Raw genomic sequence first — 17,226 nt, forward strand, 5'->3', positions numbered from 1 at the left:
AGGCATGCCGCCAGCGTTCAATCTGAGCCAGGATCAAACTCTCTCGTTCAATCCATCAAAACTTTTCGTGTCCTCCAGCAGATCTCCCATACCCCTCGCGGAATACTTCCTCAACCCACTAAATTCCACCGGGGCCTAAACCCCACACACTCCACTCGGCTGGGAAAGAACAATTACTGCGTACCGCGAAACTGGTAGCGGGGGTAGGATTTGAACCTACGACCTTCGGGTTATGAGCCCGACGAGCTGCCTGGCTGCTCCACCCCGCAACAGGGTTTTGAACTATAGCAAGTGAGGCGATCCGCTGTCAACACCTGCCTTCTTTGTTTCTTCTCGTTCGAGGCTTGCCCCGGCGAGAGACCGAACTATACAGACACGGTCGGGATGCTGCAAGCGGTTTTTAGCATTCTTTTTTCATCTTCAATTAATCGTTGAAAAGCAATTGGTTGCCATCCGCGCCGGGTGCCTGGGCAGGGGGCCGCCTAGGGATTGGCCCTGCTGGCGGATTCCACCGGGGCCGGGGCCGGGGGCGGCGATGCCTGATTGGCGTCATCCCCGTAGGGGGCGTAGTCATAAGGTTTTGCCGTTATGGCGGCAATCCGCTCCTGAAGACTGGGTCCGGTGTTGGTGATGGGGGTCGGCATGGTATTGGGGGCGTTTACCAGATTGATGACCTGCTGCCAGTTCACCTGCCAGTTATGGCCCGCGGTCTCTTCAAATCCGCTGATGGCATTGACGGCGCGCTGCTGCGGATTGCCGCCCTTGGTGTAGGCCCCGACGGGCTTGAAGGATTGCATGTAGAGGCCGCCCTGGCCGTCCGTTCCCACCAGGAAGGGTTGGTCGATGGTGGTGACGGGGGTGCCGACGGAGATCATCCTGAAGAGTTGCACCTCATTTTCGGGATAAACGTGAAAACAGCCATGGCTGACCCGCATCCCCACACCCCAGGGTTTGTTGGTGCCATGGATGAAGATCTGCGACCAGCCGGTCTCCAGGGCCAGTTCTCCCATGGGGTTGTCCGGCCCGGCGGGGAAAAAGGCAGGGATGGGATCGCCGTCCTTGGCGTGCTCTTCCTGGATATTTTTGGGCACGGTCCAGGTGGGGTTTTTGACCTTGGCGATGATGCGGGTGCTGCCCAAAGGGTCCGGCCATTTGGGCATGAAGATACCCACCGGGTAGGTATAGACGACGTTCTGTCCTTTGGGAAAATAGAAAAGGCGGCGCTCCGGGATGTTGATGATGATGCCGTTCCAGGGCTGGGGCGGCAGGATGTATTGGGTGGGGACGACAACGCGAGTGCCCGCGCCGGGGAGCCAGGGGTCCACGCCGGGATTGGCGGCGCGGATCTCGTTGTAGCCGACGTCGTAGTGACGGGCGATGTCGAGGAGGGTGTCCTGGTGGCGGGCGATGACCACCTGCAGGCCGCCCACCATGTTGCTGCCCTTGGGCGGCAGGGGAAATTCGGCAGCCTGGCCGGGCACGCCGGCGGCGCAGGACAAGGCGGCGATGGCCGCGGAAAGAATCAGTTTTTTCATAAGTTACCGGTCATCCAAATGGGCCAGTCGGCCAAGGTCCAGATCGCAACTGCCGTCTTTTGAACGCAGGCGCAACCACTCCCGCCCGTGGGCGGTCCAGAGGTCTTCGATAATCCCTTCACGCACCGTGCCGTCGCGCAGCCGCAATTTTACCGCTTTGCGGTGCATGGCCGCCAGTTCCAGTTCGCTGTGCAAGGCGCAACTGATGGGCTGATAGCCTTCATCCGCCAAGGACGTCTGCTCCGCCGAGATAGGGGCGCAGGGCGGCGGGAATGGCGACGCGGCCGTCCTCCTGCTGGTGGTTTTCCAGCAGGGCCACCAGGGTGCGGCCGACGGCGAGGGCCGAGCCGTTGAGGGTATGGGCGAGTTGCGGCTTGCCTTCGCTGTTGCGGTAGCGCAGTTGCAGGCGCCGGGCCTGGAAGCTGCCGAAGTTGCTGCAGGAGCTGATTTCCCGATACTGGTTCTGGCCGGGAAGCCAGACTTCGAGATCATAGGTTTTGGCGGCGCTGAAACCGAGGTCGCCGGCGCAGAGGGCCACGACCCGATAAGGCAGATCCAGACGCTGCAGAACCTCTTCGGCATGACCGGTGAGGGTTTCCAGGGCGGCGGCGGAGTCTTCGGGGGCGACGATCTGCACCAGCTCGACCTTGTCGAACTGGTGCTGGCGGATCATGCCGCGGGTATCGCGTCCATAGGCCCCGGCTTCGCGCCGGAAGCAGGGGGTGTAGGCGCAAAAACGCTGGGGCTGGGTGTCGATGATTTCACCGCGCAACAGATTGGTCAGGGGCACTTCGGCGGTGGGGATCAGGTAATAGGGGTCATCCCTCAGGGCGAAGAGATCCTCCTCGAACTTGGGCAACTGGCCGGTGCCGAAGAGGGATTGACGGTTGGCCAGGAAAGGGGGAGAGATTTCGCTGTAGCCGTGCTCGCCGGTATGCAGATCGAGCATGAACTGGATCAGCGCCCGTTCGAGGCGGGCACCCATGCCGCGCAGGACGACAAATCGCGCGCCGGCGAGGCGGGCGCCGGCGGCAAAGTCGAGAATGCCGAGGGCTTCACCGATATCCACATGATCGCGCGCCGGGAAGGCGAAACGGGGTGGCGTTCCCCAGTGGCGCAGGACGACATTGTCCACCTCGCTGCTGCCGTCGGGGACGGACTCCAGGGGCATATTGGGCAACGCGGCGGTCCATCCTTCCCATTCTTCGAGGACGGCGGCCAGGGCGGCTTCCATCTCCTTGATGCGGTCGCCGAGCGCGCTCGCGGCCGCCTGGAGATCGCCGGTGTCGGCGCCGCCCTTGCGCGCCATCCCGATCTCCCGGGAGGCCTCGTTACGGGCGTTGCGGGCGGCTTCCAGCTCGCTTTGGAGCGTTTTGCGCCGGGCATCGAGGGCGCGGAGGGCGCTGGTGTCCAGGATCACGCCGCGGCGGGCCAGGGCGGCGGCCACTTGCTCTGGGGCATTGCGTAACAAGGTGGGATCAAGCATGGGTTTTGGACTCGCTGGGGGATTGGCGGTGGGCCCTGATCCAGAGCAGGCGTTCACGAATGCGCGCTTCCAGGCCGCGCTCGCTGGGCTGGTAGAAATCCTGCCCGCGCAAGGGCTGGGGCAGGTAGGGCTGCCCGGGCGCGATGGCATCGGGGTAGTCGTGGTCGTAGCGATAATCCTGACCATAACCCAAACCACGCATAAGCTGGGTGGGGGCATTGCGCAGGTGCATGGGGACCTCGACGCTGCCGCCGGCCTTGACCGCGTCCCGGACCTTTTTCCAGGCGACATAGACCGCATTGCTTTTGGGGCTGCTGGCCAGGTAAACGACGGCTTCGGCCAAGGCCAGATCCCCTTCGGGAGAGCCGAGGAAGGTGTAGGCGTCCTTGGCCGCCAGGGCGACATCCAGGGCGCGGGGATCGGCCAGGCCGATGTCCTCCATGGCCATGCGCACCAGGCGCCGGGCGATATAGAGCGGGTCGGCGCCGCCGTCGAGCATGCGCGCCAGCCAGTAGAGGGCGGCATCGGGGTCAGAGCCGCGCAGGGACTTGTGGAGCGCCGAGATCTCGTCGTAAAAGGCCTCCCCGCCCTTGTCGAAACGACGCCAGGATTGGCCGATGGCCGCCGCCAGGGTGCCTGCCGCGATGCGCACGACGCCCGCCTCGGGAGTGGCCAACTGCACGACCAGATCCAGGAGGTTGAGGAGGCGGCGGGCATCGCCGTCGGCGCTGAGCAGGAGGGTGCGCTGCAGCTCCGGGGCCATCTCCACCTGCAAGTGGCCGAGGCCGCGCTCCGCGTCCTGGAGCGTGCGGCGGAGCAGTTCCGCCAGTTGCGGCTCCTCCAGGGGCTTGAGGACGTAGACCCGGGCGCGGGACAGCAGGGCGTTGACCAAGGCGAAACTGGGGTTTTCGGTGGTCGCGCCGATGAGGGTGAAGGTGCCCTCTTCCACATGGGGAAGCAGGGCATCCTGCTGGGTCTTGTTGAAGCGGTGGATTTCGTCGATGAAAAGCACCGTGGCATGTCCTTGGGCCCGCGCCGCTTCCGCCTCCGCGACGGCGGCGCGGATCTCCCGGACGCCGCTGTTGACCGCCGACAGGGGCTGCAGGACGCTATGGGTGGCCTCGGCGAGGAGCCGGGCCAGGGTGGTCTTGCCGCTCCCCGGCGGGCCCCAGAACAGCATGGAGTGGAGTTTGCCCGAGCGCAGCATGGCGGCGATGGGCCCGCCGGGATCCAGGAGCTGGCCCTGGCCGACAAACTCGGTCAGATTGCGGGGGCGCATGCGGGCGGCCAGGGGCCGGGGATCGGCGGCTGCGGTCTTTGCGGTCTTCATGCCGGAGGGGTCCTGGTCAGGAAAACGGCATCCTCAAAAATGCCGCGACAGGGCGGCGCCAAAGCTGAAGGCGCTGGCCTTGTAGGTACCATCGAAGCCGTTGCCATTATTCACCGTCGTCGACCCCGACAGGGCATAGGAGGCGCCCAAGTCCCAGTGCCAGTCGCCCAATTGCACACCAGCGCCGAGGGCGAGGAGATTGCTCGCCGCGGCGGGGACGCTGGCCTCGTAGCTGCTGGACGTGGCGGGATTGCTTTCATGGGCCAGGCCCCCGCGCAGTTCGAGGTCCTGGTTGAGGTGATAGCTCAGTCCCAGGCGATAGGCCAGGGCGGATTTCCAGCCGAGACTGGGGGTGTTGGGCAGCTTGGCGCTGCTCCAGTCGGTCCAGTCCACATCCAGCTCCGTGGCCAGGGCCGGGGTAAAGCGGTAGCGCACGCCGGCCTGGGCGCGGCCGGGCAGGGTGATGGTCCCGCCGGCGGCGGAGATATTGGCTTGGGAACGGTAGGAAAGACCGGCATTCCACGTTTCGGTGGTGTAGAAGAGGCCGATATTGCCGCCGACCCCACCGCCCGTGCCGCTGGCAGGGCTCAGGGTGCTATCGAAGGTGGCGCTGATGGACTGATAGTAATCCACGCCCACCCCGATGCTGAGGTCGGGCAGCAGGAGGTAGGCCACGCCGGGGTTGACGTCGATGAGCTGCAGGTCGGTCTTGACGGGGGCATTGACGGGGGCATTGGCGGTGCCGGGGAAGCTGCCGGTGGGCCAGGTGGTATTGATGCGATAAGGCTCCGTGATCCCCAGCCCCACCGCCAGCGGCAGGCTGTCGAAGCGGTGGGTGACGAAGAGGTTGGGCAGGATGTTGAGCTTGCTGGAGGGACTGGCGCTGGCGCCGCCGGCGCCGTTGAAGGTGTAGCTGGGCTTGCTGGCGATGATGTCGAGGCCCATGCGGGTGCCGGGGAAAAAGACCATATCGGCGGGATTGTCCCCAAAGCTGCTCACCGGGCCGCCGTCGGCCACGGTGGCGCCGGCTTCGGAGAGGCCCACCACCGAGATGGGCACGGAGAAGTCCGCGGCCTGCGCCTGGGCGACAAGGCCCAAGCCGAGGGCTGCAAGGGCGATGCGCGATTTCCAATCCAACATGAGATTCTCCAGACGTCAGGGTTTGAGGACATCCACCCCGGCGGGTGGAGTAAATTGGAATTCCCGGGCGGCAATGGGCTGATTCAGGCGGATGTCATGGAAGGTCAACACCGTTTCCTGCTGGAAGGCGTCTTCCATGCGCATTTCCTGCAAGGCGCCCCGGGCATCAAAACCGAGGCGCACCGTGGTGAAGCCCTGATCCTGCCCGCCCTTGGGCTGCAACTCCACCCAGCGTATCCCGTCCTTGCTGCCCAGATCGCGGATCACAAAGCGGCTGGCCAGGATATCCTTGCCGGCGATGAGGGCTGCGGGGGTGGAGCCGAGGGTCTTGCCCAGAGGCTGGATCGTGACCTGTTGCAGGGCGGGGTCGTAGAGCCAGACCTGAGTGCCGTTGGAAACGATGGTCTGGCCGTTGTTGCCGGCATAGACCCAGCGGAATTTGCCCGGTCGCTGGATCCATACCGTACCGGCCGCGCGCTTGATGATCTGCCCATTGCGGTCGGCGACCACCTGGGTGAATTGCGCCTGCACGGTCTGCACCTGGTGGAAAAAATGCTGGAGGACCTGGCTTCCCGGCGCAGAGGCAGCCTGCGCCCAGCCGGTACCGGCCAGGAGCAGGGCGAAGAGCAGCCATCCCCAGGCGCCCATGGAACGTGCCCGGAAACGCTCAATCATTGGCCGGCGGCGCTGCTGCATAGACTTCTCTGCTCCCGTTGCTCTGCAATGGACCCACGATCCCCACCCGTTCCATCTCTTCGATCATGCGGGCGGCGCGATTATACCCCACCTTGAGCTGGCGCTGCACGTAGGAGATGCTGGCCTTGCGACTGCCGGTGACGATGGCCACGGCCTGGTCGTAGAGGGGATCGGCCGCGCTGCCGCCGCCCTCCCCGCCGCCTTCGCCGCCGCCGGCGTCGGCCCCCTGCAGGATGCTCTCGTCATATTGCGGTGCCCCATGCTGACGCAGGTAGGCCACCACCCGGTGCACCTCGTCATCGCCGACAAAGGCGCCATGGACGCGTACCGGGTAACCGGTGCCGGGAGGCAGGTAGAGCATGTCTCCCTGGCCCAGCAGGGTTTCGGCTCCGGCCTGATCGAGGATGGTGCGGGAGTCGATGCGGGAGGAGACCTGGAAGGCGATGCGGGTGGGGATGTTGGCCTTGATCAGGCCGGTAATCACATCGACGGAGGGTCGCTGGGTGGCCATGATGAGATGGAGCCCCGCCGCCCGCGCCTTTTGCGCCAGACGGGTGATGAGGCTTTCCACCTGTTTGCCCACGACCATCATGAGATCGGCAAACTCGTCGATGACCACGACGATGGAGGGCATGGGCTCCAGGGGACGGGGTTGACCATCAAAGCCCGTCTCCTGGCCCATCAAGGGCTCCCCACGCGCAGTCGCTTCGGCAATTTTCTGGTTGAATCCCGCCAGATTGCGCACTCCGGCCCGCGCCATGAGCTGGTAGCGCCGCTCCATCTCGGCCACGCACCAGCGCAGGGCGTTGGCGGCCTCCTTCATGTCCGTGACCACGGGCGCCAGCAGATGGGGAATGCCCTCATAGATGGAGAGTTCCAGCATCTTGGGATCGACCATGATCAGGCGCACCTCGGCTGGGGTCGCCTTGAAGAGGATGCTCAGGATCATGGCGTTGACCCCGACGGACTTGCCGGCCCCCGTCGTCCCCGCCACCAGCAGGTGGGGCATCTTGGCGAGGTCGGCCGAAACCGGCTGGCCGCCGATGTCCTTGCCCAAGGCCAGGGTCAGGAGGCTGTGGCTCCTGCTGAACCCCGCGCTGGAGAGGACTTCGGAGAGGCGCACCATGCGCCGTTGGTTATTGGGGATTTCGATCCCCATGGTGGGCTTGCCGGGAATGGTCTCCACCACCCGCACCCGGGTCGCCGACAGGGTGCGGGCCAGGTCCTTGGCCAGCCCGGCTATCTGGCTGACCTTGACGCCGGCGGCGGGCTCGATCTCGAAACGGGTGATGACGGGGCCCGGATAGGCGCCGACCACCCGGGCGCTGACACCGAAATCGGCCAGCTTTTCCTCCAGCAGGCGGGAGCGCCGTTCAAGCTCCTCCGGTTGCGGCTGGGTGCGGGGATCATCCGCATCGGGGGCGTCGAGCAGGGCCAGCGGCGGCAAGCCGTCGGCCAGGGGGTGGCCCTGGGCGTCGGCCAGCGGCAGTTGCTGAACAAGGTCCGCACGCGCCTTGCGGCGCACGGGGAGCGGGGCCGGACCGGCGGGGGCCAGTGTCGCGGCACACGCCGCTGGCTGCGGAGCCTCCTGAACCGGCGTTGATGCGGGCGTCCGGCGCAAGGGCAAACGGGGAAGGCCGGGCAATCCCTGCCAGGCACTGCGGCAGCGCCGATAAAATGCCCCCGGGCCCAGGCCGGTCAAGAGGAAAGCGCCCAGCAGCAAAGCGGCAAGGAAAAACAGGAGGCCGCCGCCCTCGCCGATCAGGCCCAGCACCAGGCGTGCCTCCCCCATGCCGATGATGCCTCCCGGTCCCCGGCCGGGGATGGACCACCATGGCGCGGGGGTAAGCATGCCCATGATGCCCATGGTCCCGAAGGCCAGGAGCGAGGCCCCAACATAGCGGCCAGGGCCCAAGGGCAGGGCGCGAAACCAGTGCCGCCAGAGTTGCCAGGCCAGCGCCGCCGCCCCCAAGGGCAGCAACCAGGCCACCATGCCGAAAGACTGCACCAGGAAATCGGACAGATAGGCACCCACAAGGCCGCCCCAATTGTGGATGGGGCCGCCTTGGCCACTGCTGAACCAACTGGGATCTTGGGAACTAAAACTGACCAGGGCGATCAGCAGATAGACGGCGAGGGCCGCGAGGATGAATAGCCATCCTTCCCGGCGCCAGGTAACCGACGGGGTCTGACCCCTCCGGGATCGGGGGGCGGCGTTTTTCGGGCTTCGCGGAGCGTTGCGCGCGACATGGCTCATGTTCGGCACGCTAAACGAGGCAATGTTGAGTGTCAAGAATGCATGGGGCAGACTGATGGCGCCGGAAAAAGCCAAAAGCCCCGATCAGTGTTAGACTTTGCTGAGAACGGGAGCCATACAATAATTGTATTAATCATATACCAATTCCACTTGCGAGGTGACCATGAATGCAGAAGAAGGGAAGCTGATTGACAGCAAACATAGCCGGCTGCTCATTCTCGGATCGGGTCCGGGGGGCTATACGGCGGCCATCTATGCCGCGCGGGCGAATCTGCGCCCGGTGCTGGTGCAGGGCATGGAACCCGGAGGGCAGTTGATGACCACTACGGACGTGGACAACTGGCCCGGCGCGGCCGATGGCATCATGGGCCCCGAACTGATGGAACAACTGGAAAAGCAGGCGCGGCGATTCGACACCGAGATCCTTTTCGACCATATTCATCAGGCCGAACTCGGTCAACGCCCCTTTCGCCTGAGCGGCGATCAACATTGTTATACCTGCGATGCCCTGATCATCGCCACCGGGGCCTCGGCCAAATATCTGGGTTTGCCCAGCGAGGAGAAATTTCGCGGCAAGGGCGTTTCCGCCTGTGCCACCTGCGACGGTTTTTTCTATCGCGGTCAGTCCGTGGCCGTCATCGGCGGCGGCAACACGGCCGTCGAAGAAGCCCTTTATCTCAGCAATATCGTCAGCCATGTGACCCTGGTCCATCGCCGCGACCGGCTGCGTGCGGAAAAGATCCTCCAGGACAAGTTGCTCGGCAAGGAAAACATCACCGTCCTGTGGAACCATGGCGTTGAAGAGGTGCTGGGCGACGCCTCGGGGGTCACGGGCCTGCGTGTCAAGCATTTGCCCGATGACAAAATCCAGGATCTGGCGGTAACGGGCGTTTTCGTAGCCATTGGCCATCGGCCCAATACGGACATCTTCAAGGGCCAACTGGACATGGATGCCGGCGGTTACCTCATTACCCGTGGCGGTCGCGACGGCATGGCCACCGCCACCAGCATCCCCGGCGTCTTTGCGGCAGGCGATGTGCAGGACTATATCTATCGGCAGGCGGTGACCAGCGCCGGCAGCGGCTGCATGGCGGCCCTCGACGCCGAGCGCTGGCTGGAACAGCAGGCCAGGTAAGCCGCAATGGCGCAGCGGCGGGGAGGGAGGGTGCGGCCTCCGGACATGGAGCGCAAGCGCCATGCCGATGGGGCACCCGCCAGTTCAGCGGCGGCGGACGACAGCACCGGCAAGGATGCGTTTCTGCGTGCCGTTGCCGATGTCAGGCCATTGCCCGCCGCCACCCCGCCGCCCCGCCCGGCCCCGCCACCGCCCATACCGGTGCAAAGCCAGCAGGATGACGCGGCGGTGCTGGATGAGCTGATGCATCCCCTGGGTGATGATCTGCTGCTGGAGAGCGGAGAGGAGTGGATCTATTTGCAGGACGGGCTGCCTCGCGCCCTGCTGCGCGACCTGCGCCGCGGCCGTTTCCGCGTCCAGGAAAACCTCGATCTCCATGGCTGCACCGTCGATGAGGCACGCCAGGCCATCGGTGAATTTCTGCTGGAGGCCCGGCTATGGCGTTGGCGCTGTGTCCGCATCATTCACGGCAAGGGTCTGGGTTCACCGGGCCGGGTGCCCGTTCTCAAACGCATGGTGGGACAATGGCTGATCCGCCGCAAGGAAGTGCTGGCCTTTGCCCAGGCCCGCCCCCAGGAAGGTGGAGGCGGGGCGGTGATCGTCCTCCTGCAATGGCCGCGGCGGCATTGTCCCTAACGCGGCGGGGGACGGGAGCTACCCGCCATTCCCGGGTCCCTTTTCCTGGCGGCCGGTCAGATAGGCATCCCTGATCCGAAGGTACAGGTTTTCTGCCAAAGGGCGGCCTTGCCAGGATAGCTCCAGGGTATAGGTGCTGCGCTTGAGGACAAGGCGGCGAACGGTCCAGGCCAGGATGCAGGCAGGCGCCAGAAGGGGAAGAACTCCCATGCCGCCCACCATTTCGGCGGCGATCAGCGCCGAACCCAGGACCGCGCCGGTGGCTGCGGCGGAAAAGGACGCCATGCCCACGACGGCGCCCAGGATGGGGTTCAGATCCAGACCGGGGAAGACTGCCTGGGCCAAAATGGCCGTGCCGGCGCCAAAGGTTGCTCCCAGAAAGAGCGCGGGGCTGAAGGTGCCGCCCGACCCGCCGGAACCCAGGGTGAGCGCAGTGACCAGCAGCTTGAGGAGGAACAGGCTGAACAGGAGCCAGGGATGGCGCAAGCCCCCCGCAAGGACTTCCGCAATGGTGGCGAAGCCCACCCCTTCCACATGATATTGGCCCGTTTGCACAAGGACCAGATAGATCAGGATGCCCAGGATGGCCATGGCCACGCCATGACGCCAGTAAGGGTTGTCCGGGAAGGCGCGAAAAGCACCCCCCAGGGCACTCAGCGCGGCAAGAAACAAGGCTGCACCGGCTCCGCAGCCCAGGCTCAGCCCCATATAGACCCACCAGGACCCCAAGGCAGGAATGGCGAGGGCAAAGCCCGGGAAACCTTTACCCAGGGCGCTGATCATCCAGCTTCCCGCGAAACTGGCCAGAAACACCGGCGCTACCCGTCGCCATTCCCCGGCAGGGCTGAGAATCTCCAAGGCGAAAACAAGGCCACCCCAAGGCGCGTGAAACAGCGCTGCGGTACCGGCGGCGGCACCGCAGGCCAGCAAGGTGTCGCGCTGCCAGCCTGCGAGACGGGCAAGGGTGGCGAGGAGATCCCCATAAACGGCGCCCAACTGCATGATCGGCCCTTCGTGGCCGACGGAAGCACCGGAACCGATGCTGATGCTGGTGGCTACCGGGCGCCAGGCGGAAAGGGATGGGCGCAAGGCGGCATGATCAAGAAACAAGTTCCGCAGGATTTCCTGCACCCCGGCACCTTGGGCCTCCGGTGCCAGGCGCCGAATGATCCAGGTCACCAAAAGTCCACCGGCTACCGGGACCCCTATCACCCCTACCCCCCAGAACGATGGCGGCGTAGGCCGCAGCCAATCATAGTGGAAGCTCCATGACCCCAGGAAAAAAAGGTTATGGAAAAGGGCGATGAACGCATTGAACAAGGCCGCACCCGCACCCGCCGCCATGCCGGTGAGGATGGCCATGAGATAAAAACGCAGGATGGTCGGTGGTTTTGTTTTCATTGGCGCGGCAGCCCGCGATAGGCCTCCAGCGCCCGATAGGCGATGATCTTGGCGCCGCTGTTGAGAAAGAACCATACCAGGGCGTAGGCCCATACCAGCAAGGCATAACCCCAGCCGATGGGGGGAATGAGCCAGCCGTAGACGGCGGCGAAGGTGCCGATGATCTTGGTGGCGATGGTGACATTGAAAAAGCTCCAGCTCGGCCAGGGCCGCTGCCAGATGGCGCCGGTGTTGCGGGTCAGGAAGATGGTCAGGTGGCCGGCCACGAGCAGCTTCAGGAAGATCAGGGTGCGGATGACGTCCGCCGGCAAATGCAGGTAGGTTTCGGCAATCCAGAACAGGGAGAAGGAGGAGACGACGCCAAGCACGCCGAGAAGGATGGAGATGGTCAGCACCCGCGTCATGTCCCAGCGCACCGGCCGTGGCGCCGTGGGGGCGTTGTCGTAGGCGATCATCATGATGGGGAAGTCGTTGAGCAGGGCGATCATGACGATCATCACCGCCGTGACCGGGTAGAAGTTGAATACCAGGATCGACAGGGTCATGAAGAGCAGGACCCGGATCGTCTCGGCGATCCGATAGATGGCGTAGCTGTTCATGCGCGCGAAGATCCGGCGCGCTTCCTCGACGGCCCCGACGATGACCGTCAGGCCGGGGGCGGTGAGCACCAGATCGGCCGCGGCGCGGGCGGCGTCGGTGGCGCCGCTGACGGCGATGCCGACATCGGCCTGCTTCAACGCAGGGGCGTCGTTGACGCCGTCGCCGGTCATGCCGACGATATGGTCCCTGGCCTGCAGCGCCTTGACGATGGTGAACTTATGCTCCGGAAAGACCTGGGCGAAACCGTCGGCCTCTTCGGCCTGGGTCTGCGCGGCCTGGACATCGGTGGAGAGGGCTTCGGCGGGAACGATGTTTTGCCCCAGATGCAGCAGCGTGGAGACCTGCCTGGCGATGGCCAGATGATCGCCGGTGACCATCTTGATGTCGATCCCCATCCGCTGGCCGGCCGCGATGGTTTGCGCCGAATCCTCCCGCGGCGGGTCGAACAACGGCAAGAGGCCGAGAAAGCGCCAAGCGCCGTCCGCTTCCGTCCGTGCCACCCCCAGGGTGCGGTAGCCTTTTTCCGCCAAGGCATCGATCTGGCGGGTGACCGCCTGCCTGGTGCCGGCATCGGGTTGGGCCAGGTCCAGGATGACCTGCGGGGCGCCCTTGCTGATGCGGAAACGCTCGGTGCCTGCCGCCACTTCCGCCTCGCTGCGCTTGCTCACGGGGTCAAAGGGCTGGTACTTCAGGACGGAATAGCGATGCAACTCGTCGGACGCCCGCAAACCGCCCAGCACGGCGGTGTCGATGGGATCGCCCGTATCCCGCTCCGAGGCCAGGGCGGCGGCGAGGATCAGTTCCTCCGCATCACGGGCGCCGGCCAGCACGGGCTCGCCCAGGGTGAGGCGGTTCTGGGTGAGGGTGCCGGTCTTGTCGGCGCAGAGCACGTCCATGCCGGCCATCTCCTCGATGGCCACCAGACGCGAGACGATGGCCTTCAGCCGCGCCAGCCGCTCCGCCCCGACGGCCATGGTCACCGACAATACGGCGGGCAGGGCGACGGGGATGGCGGCCACGGTCAGGATCAGGGCAAAGAGGATCGTCCGGATCACGGGCTCCTGGCGGATCGCCAGGGCCACGACGAGGATCACCGCGATGAGGACCAGCGCCGAAACGATCAGGAAATTGCCGATGGCGAGCACGGCCTTGCGGAAGTGGGAGATGCTCTCCGCCCGCTCCACCAGTTGCGCGGTCTTGCCGAAAAAGGTCTGCAGGCCCGTCGCCGTCACCACGCCCTGCATCTCGCCCTTGCCCACGATGGAACCGGAATAAGCGCTATCCCCCCGGCCCTTGTCCACCGGCAGGGATTCCCCCGTCAGGACCGACTGGTCGACGCTGAGGTACTCGCCGCCCAGCAGCAGCACATCGGCGGGAATGATGTTTCCCAGCTTCAGCAGGATGATGTCGCCGGGCACCAGATCCTGGGCGGCGATCTCCTGCCACAGGCCGTCGCGCAGGACGCGCGCCCGCAGCGCCAGTTTGCGCTTGAGCATGGCGATGGCATTGCCGGCCTTGTGTTCCTGCCAAAAGCCCACGCTGGCGTTTACCAGCAGGAGGGTCATGATGATGGCGAAGTCCGCCCAATGCGCCACCGCGGCGGAAAGCACCGCGGCGATTTCGATCATCCAGGGAATGGGGCCCCAGAAATAGCCCAGAAACTGCCGGATCGGGCTGAGGTGTTTTTCGGGGATAGCGTTCGCCCCATACTGGGCCAGGCGGCGGGCGGCCTCCGCCGACGACAAGCCGCGCCGGGGATCGCTCTGCAATTGCCGGAGCACGTCCGGAATGCCGGAGGCGCTTGCCGAGCTTGGGTGCTTTTCCATGGGACACATCTTTTCAACTCTTGCCCGGGCAAGCAAGAGGCGGCCGGCAAGACGCGCGGGCCGCGGCGCTACCGTGCTACCTAGCCCTGCACTTCGGCCTGGTAACCGGCTTGGGTCACGGCCTTGAGCAACGCCTCGGTACTGGCGCCGCCCTGCACCACGGCCTTTCCTGCAGAGAGATCCACGGCGACATGGGTCACGCCGGGTACCTTTTCCAGCGCCTTGTTGACGGCCATCACACAATGCCCGCAGCTCATGCCTTGAATCTTGAGAATCACTTCATTCATGGCAACACTCCTGTTCGGTGAGAAAAAGGGAAAGCAAGGCAAGGACGGTGCCGCGGGCCCCTTGCCGTTGGGCAGGCCACCATGGGCCTGCCGCAGGGTGGTCACCCGCATTCATGCCCTGCCGTCATGTCATCGCCCAGCAGCGCGGCCAGGATGGGACAGGCAGCGGTGGGGCCATGGCCCGGGCAGAGCTCGTTGAGGGCCGCGAGGCCCGTCCGCATCCGTTGCAAGTCGCTGATTTTCGCATCGATCTCGGCAATCTTGATCTGCGCCAGGGCCTTGACCCGGGACATGTCTTCGTTGGCGGCGGCGTGCAGGCCGAGCAGTTCGCGAATCTCCGCCAAGGAAAACCCCAGCGCTTGGGCGCGGCGAATGAAGCGCAGCCGCCCTTCGGCATCCGTCCCGTAAAGGCGATAGTTGGCGCGACTGCGCTGCGTGGGCTGAATCAGGCCAAGGCGCTCGTAATAACGCAAGGTCTCGGGGGCCAGTCCTGACTCCCGCGCCAAGCGACCGATGGTGATGGCAACCATGCTGTCTCCTCCTGTTATGGTGGATTGCCATCCTACAACTTGTAGTCTACCTTAATGTCAAGGGCTTGCGGGGGATGAATCCATGGCCTGCGGTCACTGGCCCAGCAGTGTCTCCACCAGGACCGTGGCGAAGCTGCCAGCCGGCAGGAAGAAATCCAGTTCCAGGGTAGCCGCATCGGGCCAGGTCCACGCCAGCCTCTGCGGGCGCACACGCAAAGGGCGCCGCGCCGCATCCAGGCCCTGGGCGGCCAGACATTGCGCCCAATGCAGGCCCGACTCGGGCAAGGCGGCGCCTCCCCGCCATGCGGCCAGCGCCCCATCTTCCACCTGCAGCGCCGCACCGCCAGGATGGATGCCGGCGCGCCCGGGCAAGGGACCGGTGGGGTGGAGGTCCCAGGCCGCCGCCCGTTCCACCAGGGCCGGCAACTCTTCGTCTTCCGCACGGAAATGGCTGTGGCTACCGTCGAGCTGCACCACTTCCCCGGACAGGAGCCGCGACCAAGCGTCCTGCCGCACCCGCTCGGCCAGGACCGCGTTGAAGAGGATGGAGCGGGCGGCCGACCAGAGCAGGCCGCGCTCATGGCGACCCATGCCGCGGGGCGCACCGGCGAGGAGCCGCCCGGCCTTGTCGATGTTGCCGTGGCCAAAGCGCTGCTCACCGAAATAATTGGGAAAGCCCTCCTGGGCCACGGTCGCCAGTCTTTCCTCCCAAAGCCCCCGATCACCGGCGACCTCCCGCAAGACCAGATGGAAGTGGTTGCCCCGCAAAACCCCCCGCCGCAGCTTTTTATCATGGCGCTGCTCACTCAGGATCCGCAGATTGTCATCGTTCAGGCTGGCCCAGGGGCAGGTCTTATGGGCGCCCAGGGGTACGGTGAAGACCTGGCGCGTCACCGCCCAGCGGTCCTTGAGGCCGGCAAAACCCACATCGCGCACCGCCACCTCCGCCAGACGCGCCAGGCGCTGGGCCACCTGTTCGGTGTTGAGGCCGCGCTTTTCGATCTCCAGCCAGCAATGGGAGCCGCTGCCCGAAGGCAGGAAAGGCAGTTCCTCGCGCACCTGAAAATCCGCCAGCTCCGCCCGCAGACGGGCGCGCAGCCCCGCATCGGGCCAGGGGAAAAGGCGCGGCTCGACCTCAGCCACGGTGGAGCAGGACGACGGCGTGGGCGCTGATCCCTTCACCGCGGCCGGCATAACCCAGGCCCTCGGTGGTGGTGGCCTTGATGTTGACGGCATCCAGGGCCAGGCCCAGATCCTCGGCCAGATGCTGCTGCATGCGGGGAATATGGGGAGCGAGTTTGGGCCGCTGGCAGACGATGGTGGCATCCACATTACCCGGCGCAAAACCCCGCGCCTGCACCAGATCGCGACAGTGGCGCAGGAGCACCCGCGAATCGGCCCCGCGAAAGCGCTCGTCGCTATCGGGAAAATGACGGCCGATGTCCCCCAGGGCTGCCGCACCGAGGAGGGCATCGCAGATGGCGTGGAGCAGGACATCCGCATCGGAGTGGCCGGCCAGGCCAAGGGCATAGGGCACCTGCACGCCCCCCAGGATCAGGGGCCGGTCAGGCACCAGCCCATGCACGTCAAAACCATGGCCCACGCGAAAATCCCTCATTTTGCCTGTTCCCTCCATTGCGCCTCCAGAATGGCCGCCGCCAGGGGCAGGTCTTCCGGAAGGGTCACCTTGATGTTGTCCCCATGCCCACGCACCAGCAACGGCCGCCAGCCCTGCCGCTCCATGGCCGAGGCCTCATCGGTCATCGTCCATCCCTGCCGCGCGGCGTCGGCCAGGGCCGCGGCCAATGCCCCCAAGGGGAAGGCCTGGGGCGTGAAGGCCCGCCAGAGGGCACTGCGTTCCACCGTCTCCAGCACCCGGCCATGATCCTCCCTTTTCAGGGTGTCGGCCACCGGCAAGGCAAGCAGCGCCCCCTGGGGGGCATCCGCCAGGCTGTCCAGCAAGAGGTCCAGGTCGGCGCGGCGCAGACAGGGGCGCGCCGCGTCATGGACCAGGACCCAGTCCGTGGCCGCTGCGCCCTGCTGCCGCAGCGCCTGCAGGCCAAGTCCCACGGAATCCGCCCGTTCCCGCCCCCCCGCCACGGGCGGTAACAGCCTGGCGGCCTGATCGCCGAGACCTTCCCGCCAGCAATCGCCCGCCAGATCGGCGCTGGGCAGGACGAGCTGGACGCCAGCGATGCGCGGATGCCCGAGAAAGCACCCCAGGGCATGGGCCAGGACCGGCCGGCCGTGGAGCAGAAGATATTGTTTCGCCAGCACGCCGCCAAAGCGCCTGCCACTGCCCCCCGCCGGCACCACCGCCCAGATGCGTCCCATATCCCTTCTCCCGCCATGCCGACGCCGCGAACC

Annotated in this window: 16 protein-coding genes and 1 tRNA gene; 2 read left to right on the top strand and 15 right to left on the bottom strand. The window is 65.6% G+C overall.

The features are described from left to right. Positions 1-192: 192 nt before the first annotated feature. The 8 genes from ACP5MM_RS04965 to ACP5MM_RS05000 form a co-directional block, all read right to left on the bottom strand. Positions 193-269: transfer RNA gene (locus ACP5MM_RS04965), tRNA-Met, on the bottom strand. A 213-nt stretch (positions 270-482) separates the two neighbouring features. Beyond that, complete coding sequence (locus ACP5MM_RS04970; protein WP_427931293.1) at positions 483-1,535, bottom strand: L,D-transpeptidase family protein; 1,053 nt, start codon at positions 1,533-1,535, stop codon at positions 483-485. Between the two features lie 3 nt (positions 1,536-1,538). Further along, entirely contained in the window at positions 1,539-1,766 is a 228-nt protein-coding gene (locus ACP5MM_RS04975; RefSeq protein ID WP_427931291.1) for a Rho-binding antiterminator, read from the bottom strand. Then, positions 1,756-3,021: a serine--tRNA ligase gene (gene serS / locus ACP5MM_RS04980; RefSeq protein ID WP_427931290.1), complete on the bottom strand. Its 1,266-nt coding sequence runs from the start codon at positions 3,019-3,021 to the stop codon at positions 1,756-1,758. The genes ACP5MM_RS04975 and serS overlap by 11 nt, the downstream gene beginning before the upstream one ends. Further along, positions 3,014-4,351, bottom strand: a complete 1,338-nt coding sequence (locus ACP5MM_RS04985) for a replication-associated recombination protein A (RefSeq protein WP_427934202.1) — start codon at positions 4,349-4,351, stop codon at positions 3,014-3,016. The genes serS and ACP5MM_RS04985 overlap by 8 nt, the downstream gene beginning before the upstream one ends. Before the next feature lie 33 nt (positions 4,352-4,384). Then, the gene (locus ACP5MM_RS04990) at positions 4,385-5,491 is read right to left on the bottom strand and encodes an OmpP1/FadL family transporter (protein ID WP_427934203.1); all 1,107 of its coding nucleotides are present in this window, start codon (positions 5,489-5,491) and stop codon (positions 4,385-4,387) included. Between the two features lie 15 nt (positions 5,492-5,506). After that, a complete protein-coding gene (lolA, locus tag ACP5MM_RS04995; protein ID WP_427934204.1) occupies positions 5,507-6,139 on the bottom strand; it encodes an outer membrane lipoprotein chaperone LolA in 633 nt (210 codons plus the stop codon). Positions 6,140-6,158: 19 nt separating this feature from the next. Continuing rightward, positions 6,159-8,444 carry a DNA translocase FtsK gene (locus tag ACP5MM_RS05000; RefSeq protein ID WP_427934205.1) on the bottom strand — a complete coding sequence of 762 codons (2,286 nt, stop codon included), beginning with the start codon at positions 8,442-8,444 and terminating at the stop codon, positions 6,159-6,161. Between the two features lie 163 nt (positions 8,445-8,607). Between ACP5MM_RS05000 and trxB the strand changes: the two genes are divergently transcribed. Beyond that, positions 8,608-9,579, top strand: a complete 972-nt coding sequence (gene trxB, locus ACP5MM_RS05005) for a thioredoxin-disulfide reductase (protein ID WP_427931282.1) — start codon at positions 8,608-8,610, stop codon at positions 9,577-9,579. A gap of 30 nt (positions 9,580-9,609) precedes the next feature. Beyond that, positions 9,610-10,215 (top strand): Smr/MutS family protein, encoded by a 606-nt coding sequence (locus ACP5MM_RS05010; RefSeq protein ID WP_427931280.1) that lies wholly within the window; start codon positions 9,610-9,612, stop codon positions 10,213-10,215. 18 nt (positions 10,216-10,233) lie between these two features. Here the strand turns inward: ACP5MM_RS05010 and ACP5MM_RS05015 are convergent, their stop codons facing one another. The 7 genes from ACP5MM_RS05015 to ispD form a co-directional block, all read right to left on the bottom strand. After that, a complete protein-coding gene (locus ACP5MM_RS05015) occupies positions 10,234-11,616 on the bottom strand; it encodes a chloride channel protein (RefSeq protein ID WP_427931278.1) in 1,383 nt (460 codons plus the stop codon). Next, positions 11,613-14,042, bottom strand: coding sequence for a plasma-membrane proton-efflux P-type ATPase (locus ACP5MM_RS05020; RefSeq protein ID WP_427934206.1), 2,430 nt, complete (start codon positions 14,040-14,042; stop codon positions 11,613-11,615). The genes ACP5MM_RS05015 and ACP5MM_RS05020 overlap by 4 nt, the downstream gene beginning before the upstream one ends. Positions 14,043-14,122: 80 nt before the next feature. Then, complete coding sequence (locus ACP5MM_RS05025; protein WP_427931274.1) at positions 14,123-14,329, bottom strand: CopZ family metallochaperone; 207 nt, start codon at positions 14,327-14,329, stop codon at positions 14,123-14,125. 101 nt (positions 14,330-14,430) lie between these two features. Further along, positions 14,431-14,859 (bottom strand): heavy metal-responsive transcriptional regulator, encoded by a 429-nt coding sequence (locus tag ACP5MM_RS05030; protein WP_427931273.1) that lies wholly within the window; start codon positions 14,857-14,859, stop codon positions 14,431-14,433. A gap of 93 nt (positions 14,860-14,952) precedes the next feature. Further along, positions 14,953-16,002: a tRNA pseudouridine(13) synthase TruD gene (truD, locus tag ACP5MM_RS05035; RefSeq protein WP_427931272.1), complete on the bottom strand. Its 1,050-nt coding sequence runs from the start codon at positions 16,000-16,002 to the stop codon at positions 14,953-14,955. Further along, positions 15,995-16,477: a 2-C-methyl-D-erythritol 2,4-cyclodiphosphate synthase gene (gene ispF / locus ACP5MM_RS05040; RefSeq protein WP_427931270.1), complete on the bottom strand. Its 483-nt coding sequence runs from the start codon at positions 16,475-16,477 to the stop codon at positions 15,995-15,997. Before ispF ends, truD begins: the two co-directional genes overlap by 8 nt. After that, complete coding sequence (gene ispD / locus ACP5MM_RS05045) at positions 16,474-17,193, bottom strand: 2-C-methyl-D-erythritol 4-phosphate cytidylyltransferase (protein WP_427934207.1); 720 nt, start codon at positions 17,191-17,193, stop codon at positions 16,474-16,476. Before ispD ends, ispF begins: the two co-directional genes overlap by 4 nt. Between the last annotated feature and the right edge of the window lie 33 nt (positions 17,194-17,226).

It is taken from the genome of Acidithiobacillus sp. (assembly GCF_049965315.1).
Lineage (GTDB): Bacteria > Pseudomonadota > Gammaproteobacteria > Acidithiobacillales > Acidithiobacillaceae > Acidithiobacillus_B.

Coding starts and splice junctions, on each gene's coding strand:
- ACP5MM_RS05020 (WP_427934206.1), bottom strand. CDS start 14,042: ATGGAAAAGCACCCAAGCTCGGCAAGCGCCTCCGGCATTCCGGACGTG.
- lolA (WP_427934204.1), bottom strand. CDS start 6,139: ATGGGCGCCTGGGGATGGCTGCTCTTCGCCCTGCTCCTGGCCGGTACC.
- ispF (WP_427931270.1), bottom strand. CDS start 16,477: ATGAGGGATTTTCGCGTGGGCCATGGTTTTGACGTGCATGGGCTGGTG.
- ACP5MM_RS05025 (WP_427931274.1), bottom strand. CDS start 14,329: ATGAATGAAGTGATTCTCAAGATTCAAGGCATGAGCTGCGGGCATTGT.
- ACP5MM_RS05000 (WP_427934205.1), bottom strand. CDS start 8,444: ATGAGCCATGTCGCGCGCAACGCTCCGCGAAGCCCGAAAAACGCCGCC.
- ACP5MM_RS05030 (WP_427931273.1), bottom strand. CDS start 14,859: ATGGTTGCCATCACCATCGGTCGCTTGGCGCGGGAGTCAGGACTGGCC.
- ACP5MM_RS04985 (WP_427934202.1), bottom strand. CDS start 4,351: ATGAAGACCGCAAAGACCGCAGCCGCCGATCCCCGGCCCCTGGCCGCC.
- ACP5MM_RS04970 (WP_427931293.1), bottom strand. CDS start 1,535: ATGAAAAAACTGATTCTTTCCGCGGCCATCGCCGCCTTGTCCTGCGCC.
- serS (WP_427931290.1), bottom strand. CDS start 3,021: ATGCTTGATCCCACCTTGTTACGCAATGCCCCAGAGCAAGTGGCCGCC.
- trxB (WP_427931282.1), top strand. CDS start 8,608: ATGAATGCAGAAGAAGGGAAGCTGATTGACAGCAAACATAGCCGGCTG.
- ispD (WP_427934207.1), bottom strand. CDS start 17,193: ATGGGACGCATCTGGGCGGTGGTGCCGGCGGGGGGCAGTGGCAGGCGC.
- ACP5MM_RS05015 (WP_427931278.1), bottom strand. CDS start 11,616: ATGAAAACAAAACCACCGACCATCCTGCGTTTTTATCTCATGGCCATC.
- ACP5MM_RS04990 (WP_427934203.1), bottom strand. CDS start 5,491: ATGTTGGATTGGAAATCGCGCATCGCCCTTGCAGCCCTCGGCTTGGGC.